General features: G+C 67.4%; 20 protein-coding genes. 9 read left to right on the forward strand and 11 right to left on the reverse strand.

The features are described from left to right. Positions 1–12 precede the first annotated feature (12 nt). The 7 genes from NA3_RS09095 to NA3_RS09125 all read right to left on the reverse strand — a co-directional run bounded on the left by NA3_RS09095 (position 13) and on the right by NA3_RS09125 (position 5372). Positions 13–348, reverse strand: coding sequence for a monooxygenase system ferredoxin subunit (locus tag NA3_RS09095; protein ID WP_062963133.1), 336 nt, complete (start codon positions 346–348; stop codon positions 13–15). Between the two features lie 8 nt (positions 349–356). Further along, positions 357–1448, reverse strand: a complete 1092-nt coding sequence (locus NA3_RS09100; RefSeq protein WP_084491402.1) for a 2Fe-2S iron-sulfur cluster-binding protein — start codon at positions 1446–1448, stop codon at positions 357–359. A 1-nt stretch (position 1449) separates the two neighbouring features. Further along, positions 1450–2436 carry an aromatic/alkene monooxygenase hydroxylase subunit beta gene (locus NA3_RS09105; protein WP_062963135.1) on the reverse strand — a complete coding sequence of 329 codons (987 nt, stop codon included), beginning with the start codon at positions 2434–2436 and terminating at the stop codon, positions 1450–1452. Further along, positions 2433–2771: an MmoB/DmpM family protein gene (locus tag NA3_RS09110; RefSeq protein ID WP_062963136.1), complete on the reverse strand. Its 339-nt coding sequence runs from the start codon at positions 2769–2771 to the stop codon at positions 2433–2435. Before NA3_RS09110 ends, NA3_RS09105 begins: the two co-directional genes overlap by 4 nt. Next, a complete protein-coding gene (locus NA3_RS09115; protein ID WP_062963137.1) occupies positions 2772–3032 on the reverse strand; it encodes a toluene-4-monooxygenase system B family protein in 261 nt (86 codons plus the stop codon). It lies immediately after the preceding gene. A 61-nt stretch (positions 3033–3093) separates the two neighbouring features. After that, positions 3094–4590, reverse strand: a complete 1497-nt coding sequence (locus tag NA3_RS09120; RefSeq protein ID WP_062963138.1) for a YHS domain-containing protein — start codon at positions 4588–4590, stop codon at positions 3094–3096. A gap of 50 nt (positions 4591–4640) precedes the next feature. After that, positions 4641–5372 carry a hypothetical protein gene (locus NA3_RS09125; RefSeq protein ID WP_062963139.1) on the reverse strand — a complete coding sequence of 244 codons (732 nt, stop codon included), beginning with the start codon at positions 5370–5372 and terminating at the stop codon, positions 4641–4643. A gap of 187 nt (positions 5373–5559) precedes the next feature. Between NA3_RS09125 and NA3_RS09130 the strand changes: the two genes are divergently transcribed. From NA3_RS09130 to NA3_RS09165, 8 genes are all read left to right on the forward strand, one after another. Beyond that, on the forward strand, positions 5560–6753 hold the full coding sequence (locus tag NA3_RS09130; RefSeq protein WP_227995324.1) for a PucR family transcriptional regulator: 1194 nt from the start codon (positions 5560–5562) through the stop codon (positions 6751–6753). 174 nt (positions 6754–6927) lie between these two features. Then, entirely contained in the window at positions 6928–8382 is a 1455-nt protein-coding gene (gene lpdA / locus NA3_RS09135) for a dihydrolipoyl dehydrogenase (RefSeq protein ID WP_062963141.1), read from the forward strand. Between the two features lie 11 nt (positions 8383–8393). Then, entirely contained in the window at positions 8394–9578 is a 1185-nt protein-coding gene (pdhA, locus tag NA3_RS09140; RefSeq protein ID WP_084491464.1) for a pyruvate dehydrogenase (acetyl-transferring) E1 component subunit alpha, read from the forward strand. A gap of 19 nt (positions 9579–9597) precedes the next feature. Further along, on the forward strand, positions 9598–10581 hold the full coding sequence (locus tag NA3_RS09145; protein ID WP_218021807.1) for an alpha-ketoacid dehydrogenase subunit beta: 984 nt from the start codon (positions 9598–9600) through the stop codon (positions 10579–10581). 12 nt (positions 10582–10593) lie between these two features. Then, the gene (locus tag NA3_RS09150) at positions 10594–11859 is read left to right on the forward strand and encodes a dihydrolipoamide acetyltransferase family protein (protein ID WP_174561062.1); all 1266 of its coding nucleotides are present in this window, start codon (positions 10594–10596) and stop codon (positions 11857–11859) included. A 162-nt stretch (positions 11860–12021) separates the two neighbouring features. Next, positions 12022–12516 carry a PaaI family thioesterase gene (locus NA3_RS09155; RefSeq protein WP_062963145.1) on the forward strand — a complete coding sequence of 165 codons (495 nt, stop codon included), beginning with the start codon at positions 12022–12024 and terminating at the stop codon, positions 12514–12516. A 39-nt stretch (positions 12517–12555) separates the two neighbouring features. After that, the gene (locus tag NA3_RS09160; RefSeq protein ID WP_062963146.1) at positions 12556–13392 is read left to right on the forward strand and encodes a helix-turn-helix transcriptional regulator; all 837 of its coding nucleotides are present in this window, start codon (positions 12556–12558) and stop codon (positions 13390–13392) included. A 68-nt stretch (positions 13393–13460) separates the two neighbouring features. Further along, positions 13461–14219, forward strand: a complete 759-nt coding sequence (locus tag NA3_RS09165) for a glucose 1-dehydrogenase (RefSeq protein ID WP_062963147.1) — start codon at positions 13461–13463, stop codon at positions 14217–14219. 100 nt (positions 14220–14319) lie between these two features. On the opposite strand, the gene NA3_RS39250 is transcribed toward NA3_RS09165, so the two are convergent. The 3 genes from NA3_RS39250 to NA3_RS09180 all read right to left on the reverse strand — a co-directional run bounded on the left by NA3_RS39250 (position 14320) and on the right by NA3_RS09180 (position 16881). Next, complete coding sequence (locus tag NA3_RS39250) at positions 14320–14775, reverse strand: Zn-ribbon domain-containing OB-fold protein (protein ID WP_084491403.1); 456 nt, start codon at positions 14773–14775, stop codon at positions 14320–14322. Between the two features lie 183 nt (positions 14776–14958). Further along, positions 14959–15891, reverse strand: a complete 933-nt coding sequence (locus tag NA3_RS09175; protein ID WP_128145142.1) for an SMP-30/gluconolactonase/LRE family protein — start codon at positions 15889–15891, stop codon at positions 14959–14961. A 120-nt stretch (positions 15892–16011) separates the two neighbouring features. Beyond that, positions 16012–16881, reverse strand: coding sequence for a helix-turn-helix transcriptional regulator (locus tag NA3_RS09180; protein ID WP_218021794.1), 870 nt, complete (start codon positions 16879–16881; stop codon positions 16012–16014). A 75-nt stretch (positions 16882–16956) separates the two neighbouring features. Between NA3_RS09180 and NA3_RS09185 the strand changes: the two genes are divergently transcribed. After that, positions 16957–17799, forward strand: coding sequence for an enoyl-CoA hydratase/isomerase family protein (locus tag NA3_RS09185; RefSeq protein ID WP_062963150.1), 843 nt, complete (start codon positions 16957–16959; stop codon positions 17797–17799). 15 nt (positions 17800–17814) lie between these two features. On the opposite strand, the gene NA3_RS09190 is transcribed toward NA3_RS09185, so the two are convergent. Continuing rightward, positions 17815–18405 carry a TetR/AcrR family transcriptional regulator gene (locus tag NA3_RS09190; protein ID WP_218021795.1) on the reverse strand — a complete coding sequence of 197 codons (591 nt, stop codon included), beginning with the start codon at positions 18403–18405 and terminating at the stop codon, positions 17815–17817. Positions 18406–18670 lie beyond the last annotated feature (265 nt).

An 18670-nucleotide genomic window follows, 5' to 3' on the forward strand; every position in this document is an offset into this window, starting at 1 on the left:
GATTTCTCCCACTCAGGAATGTGCGATCTTGGGTGTGTCGCCGGTGGGGTCGACGTAGATGTCGTCACCGTCGATCTTCACCGGGAATTTCGCCAATTCGGCATGGCCGGGGTTGATCCCCCGGCAGTTCGGCAGATCGAACTGCCACAGATGCGCCTTGCAGGTCAGCGTCGTGCCCTGCAGTTCGCCTTCGACCAGCTCGATCTGCTGGTGCGGGCAGATCGCCTGTGTCGCGATGACTTCGCCGCCCTCGAGGTGGGCGACCAGAATTTCTTGTTCTCCGACGGTGAAGGACTCCATATCGCCCTCCCACAGATCGTCCAATGTCGTCACGAGTTCGAATGCCATGGTTTTCCTCAGAAGAATCGGTCGAAGTGAACGCGTTCGGCGGGGACCTGCCGCTCCAGGACCAGGAAGCGAACCACCGCGTCGGTCATCACCGGCGGGCCCGCCACATAGATGTCGTGGTCCGCCAGATCCGGCAGATCGTAGGCGGCGAGCAGTTCGTGCACATATCCGCGCGCGCCGGTCCAGTCGCCGTCCGGCTCTCCCGAAATCGCTTCGGACAGAAACGCGTTCAGCAGGCTCGGAGTCACCTCGTCGACGAACTCACGAGCACACATATCCGCCGCACCGCGGCCGCCGTAGAAGAAGTGCAGCCGGCGCGCGCCGGCGTCCGCGCGCGCGGCCAGTCCCCGCGCGACCGAGACCATCGGGGCCAGTCCGGACCCACCGGCGATGCACACGACATCGCGTTCGGACCGTCGCAGGTGCGCGTGCCCGAACGGACCGTCCAACCGGACCTGATCACCGACTCCCAGCTGCTCGGTCACGTAGGGCGAGATCGTCCCGCCGGGCACTCGCTTGATCTGGAACTGCCACACACCACCCGGATTGGGCAGATTGGACATCGAGTAGGCACGTTCGGCCGGCCGCGTCGGCAGGCCGTGTTCGGTCACCCCGTCGATGCTCACCATCGCGTACTGCCCCGGCAGGAATTCGGCGGCGCCGGCGGATTCGAGGGTCAGCTCGACCATGTCGTGGGTCAGCTCGCGCAGTGCGACCACGGTGGCGGAGAATCGGTTCGGCCGCGGATGCCCCGGCGGCCACGCCGGAGCGCAGGTCAGCGCGACGGTGCAGTCCGTGCGCGGAACCGACTGGCAGGCAAGCATTTTGCCTTTTCGCCGGTCGCGGTCGCTGAGCCCGGGAGCGTCCGGATCGAGCTGATCGACCTCGCCGTCGCGAAGGACGAACTTGCAGCTGCCGCAGCCACCGCTGTTGCACTCGTAGGCGGCGGGAACCCCGCCCCGGAGGGCGGCACGCAGGAGCGTGTCACCCTCCGCGCAGCCGAAGGACGCGCCGTCGGTGGTGGTCACCGTCACGGCCGGATTCGCCTGCGGCAGGGGCCCCGAAGCAAGGCTCGCAGCGGTTGTCTCCGAGCTGTACATCTCAGCTCCCGAGCGGCAACTGATTGCGGAAGGCCCGGGTCGCCTGGATCGCCGTCGCGGCCGCCTCCGGGTTGTCCGGCAGTTCCGCGCAGAACGCGTCGATCGCGGCGTCGGCCAGCGGCACCCAGCGGTCCAGCCACTTCTTGACCACCGGTACGTTGTCCGGATTCTCGGCCATCGTGCGCACCAGCTCGACCGCCCACCGGCGCGAGCGCTCACTGTCGCGCAGCGCCGCCTCGGCCATCAACGCGAACAGCGTGTCGCCGTGACGCCGTGCGCTGATCCCCTGCTGACGGTAGAACGCCTCGTCGATCGCCGGTTTGGCCACCAGGTTCAGCGCGACGAACGATTCGGCCCAATCACGCGTGGCGAGAACACATTCCATGAGTTCGCGGAAGCGCTGCCAGGCCGGCAACTCCTCCCACAGCGCGCGCTCGGCCGAACCCAGACCGTAGGACGGATGTGATTGCGCCAGCTCGGCGGTGCGGTACGCCGTATGCGACAGCCACCGCAACTGATCGGCCGCCTGGAAGGCCGCGCAGTTGCTGATGGTGCTCGCCGGAGCCATGTGCACCAGATAGGCGCTGGCCATCTGCACGGTGTGCAACAGGTACCGTCCCGGTGCATACAACCGGCCCAGGCTGGTGACCCACTCCGAGTCCAGGCTCTTGTCGTGCTCTTCCTCGTTGTGCTGGCTCAGCAGGCCTTCGACGTAGTTCTCCTGGCCGTCCTGCAGGATGTTGTAGGAGCGATAGACCAGTTCGTCGGGATCGCGGAAAGAGTCCCAGTCGTCGTGGCGGACCGGGCTTCCGTTGCGGTAGCGCCGATACCAGTCGGCCATGTAGCCCTCGTGAGCGACATCCCACGGCTGTTCGGAGTCGCGCAGATGCCAGTGCAGATTCGTCGAGACGATCTCGTACTCACTCGGACGCCGCCGGCGCGCGGCCAGATGGCTCCAGGTCTTCAGCGGGCGAAGTGAGGCGGTCATGCGGATTCCTTTGTGCTGGTGGCGAAGTTGGCGAGATAGAAGCGGACCGTCTCGGTGCCGGTCTCGATACGTCCGACGAACGACGGCATGCTCACTTCGAGTTCGTGCATCTGGAACGGGCGGCCGAGCTGTTCTTCGATCGTCGCCCGGTGCAGGACGCATTCACCGCCGTCGACCTCGACGCGCACATACGAACCCCGGTTGCGGATGTCCACACGTTTGCCCGCGTTGTCGATGCGCGCGGCTTCGCCCACGGCCTCGGCGATCTCACCGGCCTGGACCACGGGGCCGACCGGATCGGCGATCGGCGTCGTCGTACTGGTTTCGTCGCTCATCTAAACCTCGCTGAAGTAGAACTCGATGGTGTCGGTCGGCTCGAGCCCGGTATCGGCGAGCTTCATCTCCCGCGGGAAGGGCGCGTCAGCGCCTTCGGCACGGGCGCGGATGATCTTCCCGGGCTGGTCGGGCACGTGGATGCCGACGGAATGCTCGGCGGCCGCGGCGGCGACCTCGTCGATGGTGTTGTCGGTGTCGACGGCGACCAGCTTCAGAACGAAGTCACCGTCGAACTTCGAGGAAATCGGGAACAGGGACATGGCAAGGGCTCCTTGAACTTTCGAGAGGACGCTTGTCGAGAGGGCAGGACCGTGCGGCCGCTCAGCCGGCCTGGACCAGGCTGTCGCGGTAGCGGTCCACCCACGCGTAGTTGTGGGCGTCCTCGCCGCCCTCGCTGACCACCCCGAGGCCCATGTATTCGAGAACGCCGTCGAGATTCGCGGGCTGGATCTCCCCGCCCAGGAAGCGGTCGATCAGGCTGCGGTGGTGCTTGTAGCGCTCGGGGTCCTGCTGGAAGATCCACTTGTCCACCTCGGAGGCGAAGTGGTACTTGCGTCCTTCGTGCACGAGCGTGGTGTCGTGCAGGCTCCTGCCCGGCGTGCCCACGATCGGCAGCTGGGAGACGTTGCAGGTGATCGGCAACGTGCCCGGGATCGTCTTCTCGTTGCGGCCGTGGGCGAAGTTGTCGATCATGACGTCCCACACCTTGCCGAAGGTGTCGTTCCAGCCGGGATACTTCTCCTCCAGCCAGTCCCGCTCCTCGGGGCTGACGCCGGCGGCGGGGTGCCACCACAGGGTCGGGCGCCAGGAGTAGGTGCCCAGATGCTGGCCGTGGTGGTGTTCGTCGAGGTCACGCATGAAGATGTCCCAGTACCAGGGCTTGCGCAGACCGAGGTCCTCGATCGACTTGATGAACTGGGTGACGATCCACTCCTGCATGAACTCCTTGAACGAGCTCTCCCGGACATCCAGCGGAACGTAGTAGTCCATGGGGATGCCGGACAGGATCGTGAACAGGCGATACGAACGCCAGAACGACACGTCGATGTGGTTCTGCGCCTTCTCCACCTGGCCGTGCTCGATCAGCATCTGCAGCAGCGGCGTACCGAGCTGCGCGTGACGCGCCTCGTCGGACTGGATGCTCTGGATCAGCTTCGAGAAGGTGAAGTCACCCGCGTTGGCCGCATCACCGGACAAGCCGATGAACTGCAGGTTGGTGAAACCGGTCTCGAATGCGAAGTTGGCGTAGATCGAGGTGGCGACCGCGTCGCGGGTCATCATGATGTCGTCGAAGTAGTGGCGGGCCCCCAGCGCGACCCAGTTGTTGGTCCACATGGTCCGATGCGACCAGTCGAACTGGCGGTCCTTGCTGATGTATTCGTGCGGGAAGTACAGCTGGATCTGGCCGTGCCGCATCTCGTCGAGCATCCCGAAGGTGGCCATATTGCGCATGCCCGGCGCCTTCGACCATCGCACGAAACGCGATTCCTGCAGCGCCGCACCGTATTCCACGAGCGCCACCGCGGCGTAGTGCTCCTTGAGAATGGAGATCCAGCCGGCGTCGGCCTTGTTGTACAGATCGTTGCGTTCGAGGGCGGCCTTCACCGAGTACGCGCCGGCGTCCTTCTGCCGCTGCACATCGACATACTCGCGATAGCTGACCTTGTACGGTTCGTCGTAGGTCGACCACGCCTCGTCGGGAATGCCCTCGCCACCACTCATTTCGGGCGGGAACAGATCATCGGCCGAAATGTAGGTGGGTGTCCATTCGGTCGTGCGCGCAAGATCGTACCAGGCGCTTCGGTCGAGCAGTGCCATGTCGAACTTCTCCTCGTCGAGTTTTTCGGTGTTGCGATGTGACGGTCTGTTCAGCTGCCGTGCTTGCTGCCCAGCGGGCCTTCGCCGCCCGGATAGCAGAAGGTGATGTCCGGCGAGTAGAAGCCGAAGGTCACCGTCAGCGGGTCGGCGGGCCGCAGCGCGAAGGTGTCGTGATCGGGATCGAGGAATTCCAGCGATTCGACCGCGAAGCCGCCGGCCATCTCGGCGACGAACGGGTAGCGGCCGCTGACGAATCCCTCCTCGCCGCGCGTGATGTAGCGCAGCTGGCCCGCCGATCGAGTGGTCGGTGAATCGCTGATCCGCGCTGTGGTCCTGATGGTCGGCATGCCACCGAGATACGTTGTCGCGACGACCTTTTCGGGTTCGATCTCCAACTCGGTACGGCCGGGGCCGGTCGGGACACCGCGCTCGGCCGCATAGCGATTCATCGCCTCGGAACTGTTGAAGTAGTGCGTCCACCACCGAGCCGGCACTCCCGCCTCGGTATCGAGACCCGCCAGATCGGCGCCCAGATAGGTCAGTGAATACGCGCCGAACGCATCGGCTTCGGCGGCGCCGTTGGACGTCTGCATCGGGTCGGTGACGATGTACTGATTCATGTAGCAGGCGCCGTCCGCACGCGGGGTCAAACCCTCGGGCACCAATGCCGCTACGGCGTGCGGATCCTCCGGGATCCACACCAGGTACAGCATCTGGCAATTCGCGATGAGCTGTGGCGCGTGCAGCGCACTCCCCGTATCGCGGGTCGAGCTACCTGTCATGAACTTTCCTGCCTGTGGAGCGGATCACTGTGGAGGAAAGAATGTGGCAGTGACCACAGCCGGGGATCTGCGCAACCTGGACAACTTCGCCGGACGACTTGGACGATCGGGCGAATCCGCAGGTAAGAGCCACTAGACGACCGACCGGTTGTGTCCGTTCGTCCGATCTCGACGTACTGTGGCCGACGTGTCGCCCGCTGAAATTCCCGAACCCGTGCCCGACTCCGCGGAGTTGGCGAGGGCGTGCGGCAGCGATATCGCCGAGCTCACCGCCCGGCTCATGGCGGCGGTGTTCACCGACAATCCGGAGTGGACGGACTATTCGGCGGTGAGCCGGGAGGATCTGCGGGACGGATGCCGGCGGTTCCTGACCCGGGTGCTGGAACTGCTCGCGGCGAAAGGAGCCGGCGCCGAAAGCGACGATGTGGCCGCCGCGATCGGGCGGCAACGCGCCGCGCAGGGCGTTCCGCTCGAGGCCATGCAGCGCACCTTCCGCCTCGGCGGGCGCATCGTGTGGGAAGCCCTGATGGATCGTGCCGGAGACATGTCACCTGCCGATTTCCGCGAAATCGGGACCGCCATGTGGGCGGTGGTCGACGGGATGTCCTCGGCGCTGGTGACCTCCTATCGCGGCGCCGAACTCGATCGCGTTCGACGCGACGAGCGCCGCCGCCACGCCCTGATCGAAGATGTCCTCTCCGGCCGTGGCCGCGATGCCGTCTTCGCCGCGCATGCGGCGCGGGAACTCGCCATCCCCGCCGGCGGCGACTACCTGGTGGTCGTCGCTCGCGGTGAACCGCAGCCGCTACGACTGGGGACCGAAAGCGCGTTGGCGGCCATGGGAATTCGCTCGGTCCGCCACGATCGGGGCGATCACACGGTCGGCATCGTCGCGCTCGAACAGCACTCCCCGCAGCAGGTGGCGGAGGTGCTGGAACCACTGGTTCTCGGACACGCCGGGCTTTCTCCGGCGGTGGAGGGGTTGGCCGAGATCGACGTCGCCCACGCACTCGCCATCCTCGCACTGGATACCGCTGGTCGCGACGCGACCCTCACCCGGCTCGACGACAACTACCCCGAAGCCCTGCTGGTGCGCGCGCCCGATCTGGCGCAGCGATTGGTACAGCGATCACTGGGCCCGATTCTGGCGCTGCCCGCGAAGGAGCGCGACATCCTGCTGCACACGCTGACGGTCTGGCTGGCCGAGAACTGCTCGGCCGCCCATGCCGCACCGTTGTTGCACTGCCACCGCAACACCGTCATCAACCGGCTCCAGCGTGCCGCGACGCTGCTCGGGCGGCCGTTGGAGGGCCCGCGCCACCAACTCGAACTCTCCCTCGCGCTGACGGCCCGCGAACTGCTCGATCACCCCGCCGGCTGAGCCGTCGGCGCGGAACAGCCCGGACCGGAATTGGGCGCAGCGCCCAATTCCGAACCGCAATTGCTGGGCTTGCCGGGAATTGTCCGGCGTCCGCGCACGGATAAGACTCCACACCTGATGACCCACACCGCAACCGGATTCGGGTCACACAATCCAGGACGAGGAGCACCACAAGTGCCGGAATTCGATCTCTTGATCATCGGCGGCGGGCCGGGCGGATATGTCGCGGCGATCCGCGCGGCCCAGCGGGGCCTGCACGTCGCCGTGGTGGAAAAGGAACGCCCCGGCGGGGTGTGCCTGAACTGGGGATGCATTCCCACCAAGGCCATGCTGCGCTCGGCCGAGGTATTCGAAACGCTCAGCGCCGCATCGCAATTCGGGGTCTACGCCGACAACGTTCGCTTCGACTTCGCCGCCGTCCGCCGACGCAAGGACGGCATCGTCGCGGAGCTGACCGGCGGCGTGGCGGGGCTACTGAAGGCCAACGGCGTCACCGTGATCGAGGGCCATGCCCGCTTCACCGGACCGACCACCGTGGAGATATTCGACCCCGGTCCCTCGCCGGTCTTCACCGACGGGCCGCGCTACGGCGCCGCCCCGGCCGGCGCGTCGACCCGGACGGTGACGGCCACCGACGTGATCGTCGCGACCGGGTCCGTGCCCGCGCTGCTGCCCGTTCCGGGCGCCGACCTGCCGGGCGTGATCACCTCCGACGGCGCGTTCGGAGTCACGGAGGTGCCCGCGCGACTGGTCGTCATCGGCGGCAGCGCGGTCGGCGCCGAATGGGCCGGCCTGTTCGCGACCTTCGGCGCCGACGTGACCGTCGTCGAGATGCAGGATCGGCTGGTCCCGTTGGAGGACAAGGAGATCGGTGCCGCGCTGGGCCGCTCGTTCACCCAGCGCGGCATCAGCGTCCTCACCGGCTGCACCGTCACCGGCATCGAGCAGAGCGGCGATGCGCTGACGGTCGAGGTCGACGGTGCGACGACACGGACAATCCAGGCCGACGTCGTGCTCGTCGGTGTGGGCCGCCGTCCCAACACCGCCGATCTCGACCTGAAATACGCCGGAATCGACACCGACGCCCGGGGTTTCATTCTCGTCGACGAGCGGCTGCGGACCACGGCCGAACACGTCTACGCCATCGGCGATGTCACCGGCAAGGCGCTGCTGGCCCACGTCGCCTCCCACCAGGGCATCACCGCCGCCGACGTCATCGCCGGTCACGACGCCGGCATCGACTACACCGCCATCCCCGCGGCGACGTTCACCCACCCGGAGATCGCGAGCGTCGGCCTCACCGAGGACGCGGCCCGCGCCGGCGGCCACGAGGTGATCACCGCCAAATTCCCGTTCGCCGCACTCGGGCGAGCCAAGGCACTCGGCGACACCGAAGGCTTCTGCAAAATCGTGGCCGGCGCACGCCATCGGGAAGTACTCGGCGTGCACATCATCGGCCCCTCGGCGAGCGACCTGATCGCCGAAGGCGCACTGGCGATCTCGCTCGAAGCGACACTCGATGAACTCGCCGACACCATCCACGCCCACCCCACCCTCGGCGAGATCGGTATGGAAGCAGCCCTGACCGGGCTCGGCCTGCCGATCCACACCGCGCCGCGTTCACGTTGAGGAGCACCACCGTGACTACCACAACCCCGCAGCAGGCCACGCGCACGTCGACCCGGCGCGCACCGAAACGACGGCCCCCGGCCGCCGAATCGACCGCATCGGAGCAAGCCCGCACCGCAGCGACCGACTCTGCGCCGGCCGACCGAACGGCCACGCCGACAGCATCGTTCGAGTCCCGCGTGGCGGCCGAACACCCCGACACACTGCGAAAGCTGTACCGCGACATGCTGTTCGTGCGCCGGTTCGAGGAACGCACCGCGCAGAGTTACCAGCAGGCCAAGATCGGCGGCTACTGCCACCTCAACCTCGGCGAGGAGGCCACCGTGGTGGGCCTGGGCGCGGCGATGCGGCCCACCGACTATCTGTTCACCAACTACCGCGAACACGGTTACGCCCTCGCCAAGGGCATCGAGCCCGGCCGGGTCATGGCCGAGCTGTACGGCCGCTCCACCGGCACCTCCAAAGGGTGGGGCGGATCGATGCACATGTACGACACCGAGACTCGGCTGCTCGGCGGCTACGCCATCGTCGGCGGCCAGGTACCGCTGGCGGTCGGCGCGGCGCTGGCGATCGACTACCGCGGCGGCGACGACGTCGTGGTCTGCCAAATGGGTGAGGGCACAACCAATATCGGCGCCTTCCACGAATCGCTGAACCTGGCCGCACTGTGGAAGCTGCCGATCGTCTTCCTGGTGGTCAACAACCAGACCGGTATGGGCACCACCGTCGAGAAGTCCTCCGCCGAACCCGATCTGTGGAAGCGCGCCGCCGCCTACCGCATGCGCGGTGAACGCGTCGACGGCACCGACGTCCTCGCCGTCCGCGATATCGCCGGCGAGTTGATCGAGGCCGCGCGGCGCGACGGCCAGCCGGCCCTGCTGGAGGCGGTCAGCCACCGCCTCAAGGGCCATTCGGTGGTCGATCCCGCGAAGTATCGCAGTGAGCAGGCGGTGTCGGCAGCGCGCTCGCACGACCCGGTCGAGCGCTGGAAGGCGGCATTGCTGAGTATTGGTGTCCTGGACGATGATTCGGCCGGCGCCATCGCTTCATCGGTCGACGCCGGGGTCGCCGCCGCCGTCGAGTTCGCCGACGCCAGCCCGCACCCGGAGCCGTCGAGCCTGTTCGACTACACCTACGCCACCCCGGTGCCCGGCGATTCCCGCCGCCTGCCCGCCGACCCGCTCTTCACCGCCTGAGGACCATCCCGTGCCTGTCATGACCTACCGCGAAGCGCTGCGCGAAACCCTGCGCGAGGAAATGCGCCGCGACGACGACATCTTCCTGATCGGTGAGGAGATCGGCGTCTTCGAAGGCTCCTACAAGATCACCGCCGGACTGCTGAACGAATTCGGCGACCAGCGCGTGCGCGACACCCCCATCGCCGAAGAGGGATTCGTCGGCGCGGCCATCGGCGCAGCCATGCTCGGCCTCCGCCCGGTCGTCGAGATCATGACGATCAACTTCTCCCTGCTCGCCCTCGACCAGATCGTCAACCACGCCGCCAAGATCTACGGCATGTTCGGCGGGCAGACCAGCGTGCCGATGGTCATCCGCACCCCGGGCGGCGGCGGACAGCAACTCGGCGCCACCCACTCGCAGAACATCGAGCTCTACTACGCGTTCGTACCCGGGCTCAAAGTCGTGGCACCCAGCACCCCCGCCGACGCCCGTGCCCTGCTCAAAGCCGCCATCGACGACGACGACCCGGTGCTGTTCCTCGAGAACCTGTCGCTCTACAACACCAAAGGCGACGTACCGCACGATCTTCCGCCCGCGCAGATCGGCAAGGCCGCCGTCACCCGTAAGGGGACCGACATCACTCTCATCGGCTACTCCCGCATGGCCACCGTCTGCGCCCAGGTCGCGGAACAGCTTGCCGCCGAGGGCATCTCCGCCGAGGTGATCGACCTGCGCAGCCTGCGCCCACTCGACCGCGACACCCTCGTCCGCTCGGTCCGCGGCACCGGCTGCGCGGTCATCGGCGAGGACGACTGGCTCACCTACGGCATCGGCGCCGAGATAGCGGCCTCGATCTCCGACGGCGCCTTCGACTATCTCGACGCTCCCGTGCGCCGCGTCGCCATGGCCGAAGTGCCGCTCCCCTATGCCAAGCCGCTCGAGAAGCTGGCCCTGCCGTCCGTCGAATCGCTCTACACCGCCGCCGTCGAAACCCTTGCGGCCGTGGGCAAGCGACGCTGAGAGGAAACATCGTTGTCCGAAATCACCATGCCGCGCCTCTCCGACACCATGGAAGACGGCGTCGTCGCCACCTGGCTCAAACAGGTCGGTGACACCGTCACCCGAGGCGACGTGCTCGCCGAAATCGAAACCGACAAAGCCCTGATGGAACTCGAGGCCTACGACGACGGCGTCCTCGAACACATCATCGCCGCACCCGGAACCCGCGTTCCCATCGGCGAACCCATCGCCATCCTCGGCGACGGCAGCGGAACCGCCGCCGCGGCGTCTTCGGCACCTGGTCAGCCGGCCGACACCGCATCGGCACGACGGCAGACCGCGCAACGACCCGCCCAGGACCCTGCCGACATCGCCGAGGCGCCGGCAGTGCCCTCCGCCTCCGACGGCGTCCGCCGCAAATCCTCGCCGCTGGCGCGCAAGATCGCGCAGGAACTCGGCGTCGACATCACAACCGTCATCGGGACCGGGCCCGGCGGGCGCATCACGCGCCTCGACGTCGAAAAAGCCCATGCGGCAGGCGCTTCCGGCACTGCGCACACGACCGCCGCACCGGAACAGCAGGGCACCACCGTCGCCCCCGCCGCCGGTGACTACGACGAAATCCCACTGACCACCATTCAGCGCGTCTCCGCCACCCGCCTCACCGAGAGCAAACAGCAGGCGCCGCACATCTACCTGACCAGCGCCATCGACGTCACCGAGCTGCTCGCCTTCCGTATCCGGATCAACGAGACACTCGCCGACACCGGGGCAGGCAAGGTCAGCGTCAACGATCTGCTCGTCAAGGCCGTCGCCACGGCACTGCGCGCCAATCCCGCCGTCAACGTCTCCTTCGCCGGCGACACCCTGCGCCGCCACCACGGCGTTCACCTCGGCGTCGCCGTCGCCACCCCCGCCGGCCTGCTCGTCCCGGTCATCCGCGACGCCGACCGCAAAACCGTCTCGGCCATCGCCGCCGAAACCCGCGACAAGGCCGAACGCGCGCGCGAGCGCAAACTCCGCGCCGAGGAAATGACCGGCGGCACCTTCACCATCTCCAATCTCGGCATGTACGGCATCGAACACTTCACCGCCGTGATCAACCCGCCCGAAGCCGCCATCCTCGCCATCGGCGCCGCCACCGACGAGCTCCGCCTCGACGGCGACGAGGTGGTGAGCCGAAAGATCCTGCGCGTCACCATGTCCGCCGACCACCGCGCCATCGACGGAGCCGTCGCCGCCCAATTCCTCGCCCAGCTGAAAGAGCTGATCGAGCACCCCCTGCGCATCGTGATGTGAAGCCGGTGCGGCGTGGGTGACGTCCGCATCCACGCCGCATCTTCCGCTCCGCCGTACTTGAAGTTGACGTCAAGTTCAGGTTGAATGACAGTCAGTCCAGTTGTGGCGTACGTCCCGATGTCAGCGATGGAGCGCCGGGAGCATCCCGAAAGGAGCCGGGTGATGAGCGGGCAGCAGGCGGAGAATCCGGAGTTCGCGCAGATCGTCGAGGCCGTCGTCCTCGGTATGCCCGCGGCGCGGCATCTGGGGCTCTCGTTCCGCCGGGTCGAGCGGGGCGAGGTGGAGATCGTGCAGCCGTATCGGACGGAGTTGACCGAGCACAACGGCAACTTCCAGGGCGGGGTGATCGGGTCGCTCGCGGACTTCGCCGGCGGATCCGCGGCGGGGACGCTGCTTCCGGTCGGCTGGGTGAACATGACGGCCGACTACACCGTCAAACTTCTCGCACCGGCGCGCGGCGAGTATCTGCTGGCCCGCGGGCGGGTCGTGAAGCCCGGCAAGGCGATCACCGTCGCGGCGGCCGACGTCTACGGTGTCGACCAGGGTGCCGAAACACTCTGCGCCACAGCGTTGGTCACGATGCGGAACATCGACCTGGGCGGCGCGGGAAGTCCACCTGCGGTTGCCGCCGCAGCTCACGGTACGGGTGACGCCTGATCCACCGCGCCCCCGCCCGGCGCGTTGTTACTGTTTCTCATGACCAGTGAGACGGCGCGGCGCCGGGAACAGCTGCGCGAATTCCTCCGCAGTCGCCGCGAACGGCTCACCCCCGCCGAGGTCGGGCTCGCGCCGACCGGACGCCGTCGCACGCCGGGACTGCGACGCGAAGAAGTCGCGCAGCTCGCCGGGGTCGGCGTGTCCTGGTACACATGGCTCGAGCAGGGGCGCGATATCACGGTGTCGACCGCAGTGCTCGACGCGATCGCGGGAGCACTGCGACTGACCGAGTGGGAGCGGGCCCACATGTATCGACTGGCGGGGATGAATCCGCCTCGGGCCGTACGGGATCGGGACGCACAGGTCACCGCGGAAATGCGGCATCTACTCACGGTGTGGTCACCACGGCCCGCGGTGCTGCGTGATCGGTACTGGAACATTCTGGCCGTCAACGACGGAGCACGAATGGCCTTCGGCTACGACTGCGACGACTACAACTGCCTCGTGTCGTTCTTCACCAATGCGAGCTATCGGGAGATGCACCTGCACTGGGCCGCCGCCGCACCCGCGGTCGTCGCCGCCTATCGTGCGGATGCGGCGCAGGGCGATCCCGAATTCGACCGGGTGATCACCGAACTCTCCTCGGCGAGTGGCGAATTCGCCGATTTGTGGGCGCGCCACGAGGTGGGCGCTGCGACGCAGGCGGTGCATGCGGTGCGCCATCCGGAGGCCGGCGAACTGGTCTTCGACACGACCACGCTGATCGTCGCGGACCACCCCGATTGGCACCTGGTGCTGTACAACCCTCGGCCGGGCACCGAGACCGAGCAGCGGCTGAGCCTGCTGACGCCGGAGCGGTCCGCCACATCCGCATAGCCTGGTGGTAGCTATCCCACGTTGACCTCGCACTGGTTGCCGAGGTCGATCCTCGGCACGCTGTTGCCATGGCAGACAACAGGTTCGACGGCAGGATCGCACTGGTCACCGGCGGGACGAGCGGTATGGGACTGGCCACCGCGCGGCGGTTGCGCGACGAGGGCGCGCGGGTGATCGTCACCGGCCGCGACACGACCGCGCTGGCCGCGGCCGCGGACGAACTCGGGCCGGAGGCGCTCGCGATCGCCGGTGACACCACCGATCTCGCCGCCATCGATGCCGTCTTCGACACCATCCGGGACAACTACGGCCGGTTGGACGTGCTCTTCGTGAATGCGGGCGTCGGATTCTTCCCGCCCACCGAGGAGGTGACCGAGGCCGATTTCGACCGGGTGGTCGGCGTCAACGTCAAAGGAGTGTTCTTCACCGTCCAGAAGGCGATTCCACTGCTGTCGGCCGACGCGGCGGTCGTGATCAACGCCTCGTGGGCACTGCACCGCGGGATGCCGTTCGGCTCGCTGTACTCGGCGACCAAGGCCGCGGCGCACAATCTGGCCCGCACATTCGCTGCGGAGTTGGGCGCCAAGGGAATTCGGGTCAACTCGGTGAGCCCGGGATATATCGACACCCCCGCGCTGCGGGCCGAACTGCCCGAGGCCGTGCAGACCGCGGTGGCCGGCGATATCGTCGCCGGCCGGATCGGCTCCGCCGAAGAGGTCGCCGCCGCGGTGGCCTTCCTCGCCTCGCACGAGGCGTCCTACATCACCGGCCAAGACCTGCTCGTCGACGGAGGTCTGGTAGGCCTGGTTCCGGACGCGGCGAACTGATCCCCCGGGCGGATCGAGATAGCCGTCTCGCTCGAGGAGTCGGCACTGCCGCAGCGAGGTCCGGACCCATGCCTGGCCGTAGCACCGCGCGACCCGAGGTTCACCGCGGTGCATGGTCTCGTCCGCCGGAGCCGGCCGAAGCCACCGATTCACCGCGGCACTGCCGGTGACGGCGATCGGCACACACCACGAAGACCGGAAATCTGTCGTCTCGCGGACGCGGCTGGAAATGCACCCGCACCGGCCGATCCGAGAGCAGCGGCACCTCGCCCTCCAGCGAGGTGTAGACCCACGGACCCTCGTCCAGTTCGACGATCGCCACCGTCGACGATGTCAGCGCACCATCCGCCCCGGCGCGGTCCACCACCCGCCACGATACGATCGAACCCACTCCCGACGACGGCACCCGTTCCAGCGAATCCGACGCACACGAGGAACATCCCACCGTGAGCGGCGCGAACAATTTGTCACACTTCGCGCATCGCCGGATCATCAAGATCTCTTCCGTGCTCGATGTGCCGACAGGAGACCTGTGCTGAAGCTTGGGTGCAGACATCGAATCCTCCGCAACGTGACCGATAGAACGCACTCCAGCCTCGCCGCCGGCACGCACCACCGCGACGGTAGAACTACCCGTGCGTATACCTATTTTTTCGAGCGAGTGGCATACCGTGCGATACGTCACCGGCTGACTCGGTCCGAGCGGACTGCGCGGTAGCGGACCGCGGGCGAACCGGCATCAGCCGGGCAGGTGGACCCGCAGGACGTCACCGCTGCCGGTGGCGACCATGAGGTCGCGGGTCCCGTCGGGTGGCACCGCGACCGCCGCGAGCGGGCTGCCGGTCAGCACTGTGCAGACGCGGTGGGTGCCGGGGTCGACGCGAACAAGATTGCCCACGGTGGTGGCGACGTAGAGGTATCCGTCGGGGCCGGCAGCCAGATCGTCGGACATGCTCAGGTCCACGACCGTGGCCGAGCGGGCGGGTACGTCGATCGGGATGCGCAGGACTTGCCCACGGGCGCTCAGATAGAGGGTGGTGTAGATCGAATCACCTCGGACGACAAGTCCATTGAGTCCGAACATCCTGGCCTGCGCGGTCCAGTCGGTGTCGATGCCGGCATCGGGGCGGACGCGAACCACGCCCGACCCGGTGTCGGCGATGTAGAGGTTGCCGGCCGCGTCGAAGGCGCCGTTGGCCATGGCGAGGCCAGTGACGAACACCTCGGGAACGGGCGCGGCGGCGGTGGGATCGAAGCGGACGACACCGCTGCCGCGGGTGCCGGGGATCAGGTTGATCGAATTGTCGCCGTAGACGACATAGAGCTTGTGATCGGGGCCGAGCCGGATCGCGCCCGGCGAGGTCACCGCCACCGTGGCGGTGACCCGGCCCGCTGTGTCGTAGCGCTGCACCTCGTTCCGGTAGAGCCGCGAGACCCACATGTCGCCCTGTGCGTCGAACGCGAGGTTCTCGGCCCAGTCCAGGTACGGGACGGCGGCCGTGGTGACGGTGGTCGCGGTCGCGGGTGCACAGGATGCGGGTTCGGCATGCGAGGTCGCGGGTACCGCGGCACCGATCGCCGTCAGCGCCACGACGACGCAGGACGAGGCGAATACGCGCCGCCGACGGCGGTTGCGCGAGCGTGGGTCGATCGAGGACCGCGGGTTCGGCACGAGTTCTCCTGCACGAGGTGATGGATGCCGCGAGCATGCTCGCAGCGGGCTCATGCATGGTAGGTACGGCCGTTTCCGCCGTGCCTGGGTGCGAGACACCCAGGCACGGGGCCTCGGCGGTCAGGACAGGGATTCGCGGCCGTCGCCCATCCGGGCGCGCAGCCGGGCCAGCGCGTCGACGGAGGCTCCGGCCTCGGGCTGGTAGAGCATCAGCCGCTGCCCCGGGGCCTCGCGCACGTCGAAGGACCGGTACGTCAATCGCAGCGGTCCCACCTCGGGATGGACGAACGCGCGCGGATCGGTGGTCGCGGCACACAGCGTGTAGGAATGCCACAGCTCAGCGAATTCGCCACTGGCCGTGAGGAGTTCGTCGATGACGCACCGCAGGCGGGAATCGTCAGGATACCGGGCGCAGGCTTGCCGGAACCCCGCGACGATCGCCTGGCACGTCCAGGTCCAGTCGACGCAGAAGTCCCGGCTGACCGGTTCGAGGAACGTCATTCGCGCCATGTTGTCGATGCGCGGATAGGCCGAGAAGAACGCCTCGGTCACGGCATTGGCCGCGAGGATGTCCATCGCCGAATTCATCACCAACGCCGGTGCGGCCGAATAGTTGTCCAGCATCTGCCGCAGCACCGGGTCGACCGTTTCCACCGCACGGGCGGGCGGGAGGACCCCCGCCAACCGGAACAGATGCTCCCTCAGCGGGTCCGAGAGCAGCAGGGTCCGGCTCAGCGCGTCGAGCATCTGCGCGGACGGATGCCGCTCCCGCCCCCGCTCCAGATGGGTGTAGTAGTCGGCACTCATCCCGGCCGCCTCGGCGACTTCCTCCCGTCGCAGCCCGGCGACCCGGCGACGACCGTACGAGACCAGACCGATCTGATCAGGTCGCACGCCGGCCCGCCGCGCCCGCAGGAACTCGCCGAGTTGGTTGTCCGTCACCCCGCCCAGGTTAAGCGGCCCCCGAAACGACACGATCGACGCCGGCATCGCGCCTTGATATACGGAGCAGTGCTCCATATAGTTAGTGGAGCACTGCTCCGATTGGTTCCAGGAGGGAAGGCCATGCCGGATCTGAAGGATTGGCAGCACGCGGTCGGCGGTTTCGTGCCGCGCCCCGCATTCGAGGACTACGCGGCGAAATACGCCGACTACGCGAAGATGCAGCGCAGGGACGGGATCATCGAGATCGCTCTGCATACCCGCGGCGGGCCGGTCACCGCGGACGAGAGCTGGTTCGCGACCCACAACGCGTGGGGGCAGTTGTGGCAGGAGGTAGGCAATGATCCCGACAACGAGGTGCTGATCCTCACCGGTACCGGCGACGCCTGGTACCGGACGGCTGCCGCCACGGCACAGGAGCAGAGCGACCGACTGGTGCGCGCGCAACTTCCCGACGATCACGCCTACGAGCATGTGTACTACGACGGCACGAAGCTGCTGGAAAACCTGGTGTTCGCCATCGATATACCGACGATCGCGGTCATCAACGGCCCCAGCGCCGCGCATACCGAGATCGCGCTGTTGTGCGATATCACCCTCGCCGCGGAGACGGCCACCATCATCGACCCGCATTTCGCGGTCGGCGTGCCGCCCGGAGACGGACAGCAGCTCACCCTGCAGGAATTGCTGGGCGCCAAACGCGCCGCCTACCACCTCTACACTGGCCAACCGATCGACGCGCACACCGCGCTACAACTGGGCTTGGTCAACGAAGTCCTGCCTGCGGACCGAATCCTCACGCGGGCATGGGAATTGGCCGAGCTCATCGCCGCCAAACCGCGCACCACCCGCCGGCTCACCCATGCGATCGCGCAACGCCCGTGGAAGCGCCGGCTGGTCGACGACCTCGGATTCGGGCTGGCGCACGAGATGTTCGGCATCGCCGCGCTTCCCGAACCACACTGACCGGCCCCACCGGTCTCACCGCGCGAGCAGGCCGTCGAACATCACGTCGAACAGGTGCCGACGGCGCGGGGTGAGAACATCGGATTGGTCGGCGATCCATCCGATAGCCGCGGCGAGGGCGAACAGGTCGGCGCTGTCGACATCGGCTCGCACCGCGCCGGCACGCTGTGCCCGATCGAGCAACACACTCCCCGACTGCTGCAATCGCCGACACTCCCCGTACAGCGGCGACTGCGGGTCGTGGACGGTCTCGAGCAGGGCGGCCGGCAGGCCCCGGTAGGCGGCGGCACCGATGCTGAACTGCCACAACCATTCTCGCAACGCCTCGACTTCGGGCGCACTGCCGTCGGCCAGTTCGGCGGCATGGTCGGCCAACTCACGGAAACGCTCGCCCAGCAACTCTGCCAGCAGGGCATCGCGGGTGGGAAAGTTCCGATACAAGGTGCCCAGGCCCACTCCCGCGCGCCGGGCGATATCGCGCAGGGAGGCTTGGGCGCCGTCCTCGGCGATCACCACCTCGGCGACCTCGAGAATCCGGTCGCGGTTTCGCCGCGCGTCCGCCCGCCGGCGTGGTGCGCTCTCCTCGCGTTCCGGTGCTCTGCTCACGCCCATCACCATAAGCACTCCGGCTCGGGCCGCACACGCGCGACCGACCCGACGATCGGCCGATAAGTTACTTCCGGTTGCTTATCTGGGACGGGAAAGCTAGAAGCCGCTCTCCCTAAACCGGAGGATCGCTCCCCGCCCGCCACGCCATTCCCAACCCCGCACTCGAAGGACTACCCGGCGACGCCTACGCGATGACCTGGATGATGCAGAAGAACTCATCGTTCCCAGCCTCGGCCTGTCATCACATGGAACGGAATCGACG

The organism is Nocardia africana NBRC 100379, from assembly GCF_001612635.1.
GTDB classification, from domain to species: domain Bacteria; phylum Actinomycetota; class Actinomycetes; order Mycobacteriales; family Mycobacteriaceae; genus Nocardia; species Nocardia africana.

Excerpts from the sequence above, each read along its gene's own strand:
- NA3_RS09095 (WP_062963133.1), bottom strand. The coding sequence starts at position 348 with ATGGCATTCGAACTCGTGACGACATTGGACGATCTGTGGGAGGGCGAT.
- NA3_RS09100 (WP_084491402.1), bottom strand. The coding sequence starts at position 1,448 with ATGTACAGCTCGGAGACAACCGCTGCGAGCCTTGCTTCGGGGCCCCTG.
- NA3_RS09105 (WP_062963135.1), bottom strand. The coding sequence starts at position 2,436 with ATGACCGCCTCACTTCGCCCGCTGAAGACCTGGAGCCATCTGGCCGCG.
- NA3_RS09110 (WP_062963136.1), bottom strand. The coding sequence starts at position 2,771 with ATGAGCGACGAAACCAGTACGACGACGCCGATCGCCGATCCGGTCGGC.
- NA3_RS09115 (WP_062963137.1), bottom strand. The coding sequence starts at position 3,032 with ATGTCCCTGTTCCCGATTTCCTCGAAGTTCGACGGTGACTTCGTTCTG.
- NA3_RS09120 (WP_062963138.1), bottom strand. The coding sequence starts at position 4,590 with ATGGCACTGCTCGACCGAAGCGCCTGGTACGATCTTGCGCGCACGACC.
- NA3_RS09125 (WP_062963139.1), bottom strand. The coding sequence starts at position 5,372 with ATGACAGGTAGCTCGACCCGCGATACGGGGAGTGCGCTGCACGCGCCA.
- NA3_RS09145 (WP_218021807.1), top strand. The coding sequence starts at position 9,598 with ATGACCTACCGCGAAGCGCTGCGCGAAACCCTGCGCGAGGAAATGCGC.
- NA3_RS09155 (WP_062963145.1), top strand. The coding sequence starts at position 12,022 with ATGAGCGGGCAGCAGGCGGAGAATCCGGAGTTCGCGCAGATCGTCGAG.
- NA3_RS09160 (WP_062963146.1), top strand. The coding sequence starts at position 12,556 with ATGACCAGTGAGACGGCGCGGCGCCGGGAACAGCTGCGCGAATTCCTC.
- NA3_RS09165 (WP_062963147.1), top strand. The coding sequence starts at position 13,461 with ATGGCAGACAACAGGTTCGACGGCAGGATCGCACTGGTCACCGGCGGG.
- NA3_RS39250 (WP_084491403.1), bottom strand. The coding sequence starts at position 14,775 with ATGTCTGCACCCAAGCTTCAGCACAGGTCTCCTGTCGGCACATCGAGC.
- NA3_RS09180 (WP_218021794.1), bottom strand. The coding sequence starts at position 16,881 with ATGCCGGCGTCGATCGTGTCGTTTCGGGGGCCGCTTAACCTGGGCGGG.
- NA3_RS09185 (WP_062963150.1), top strand. The coding sequence starts at position 16,957 with ATGCCGGATCTGAAGGATTGGCAGCACGCGGTCGGCGGTTTCGTGCCG.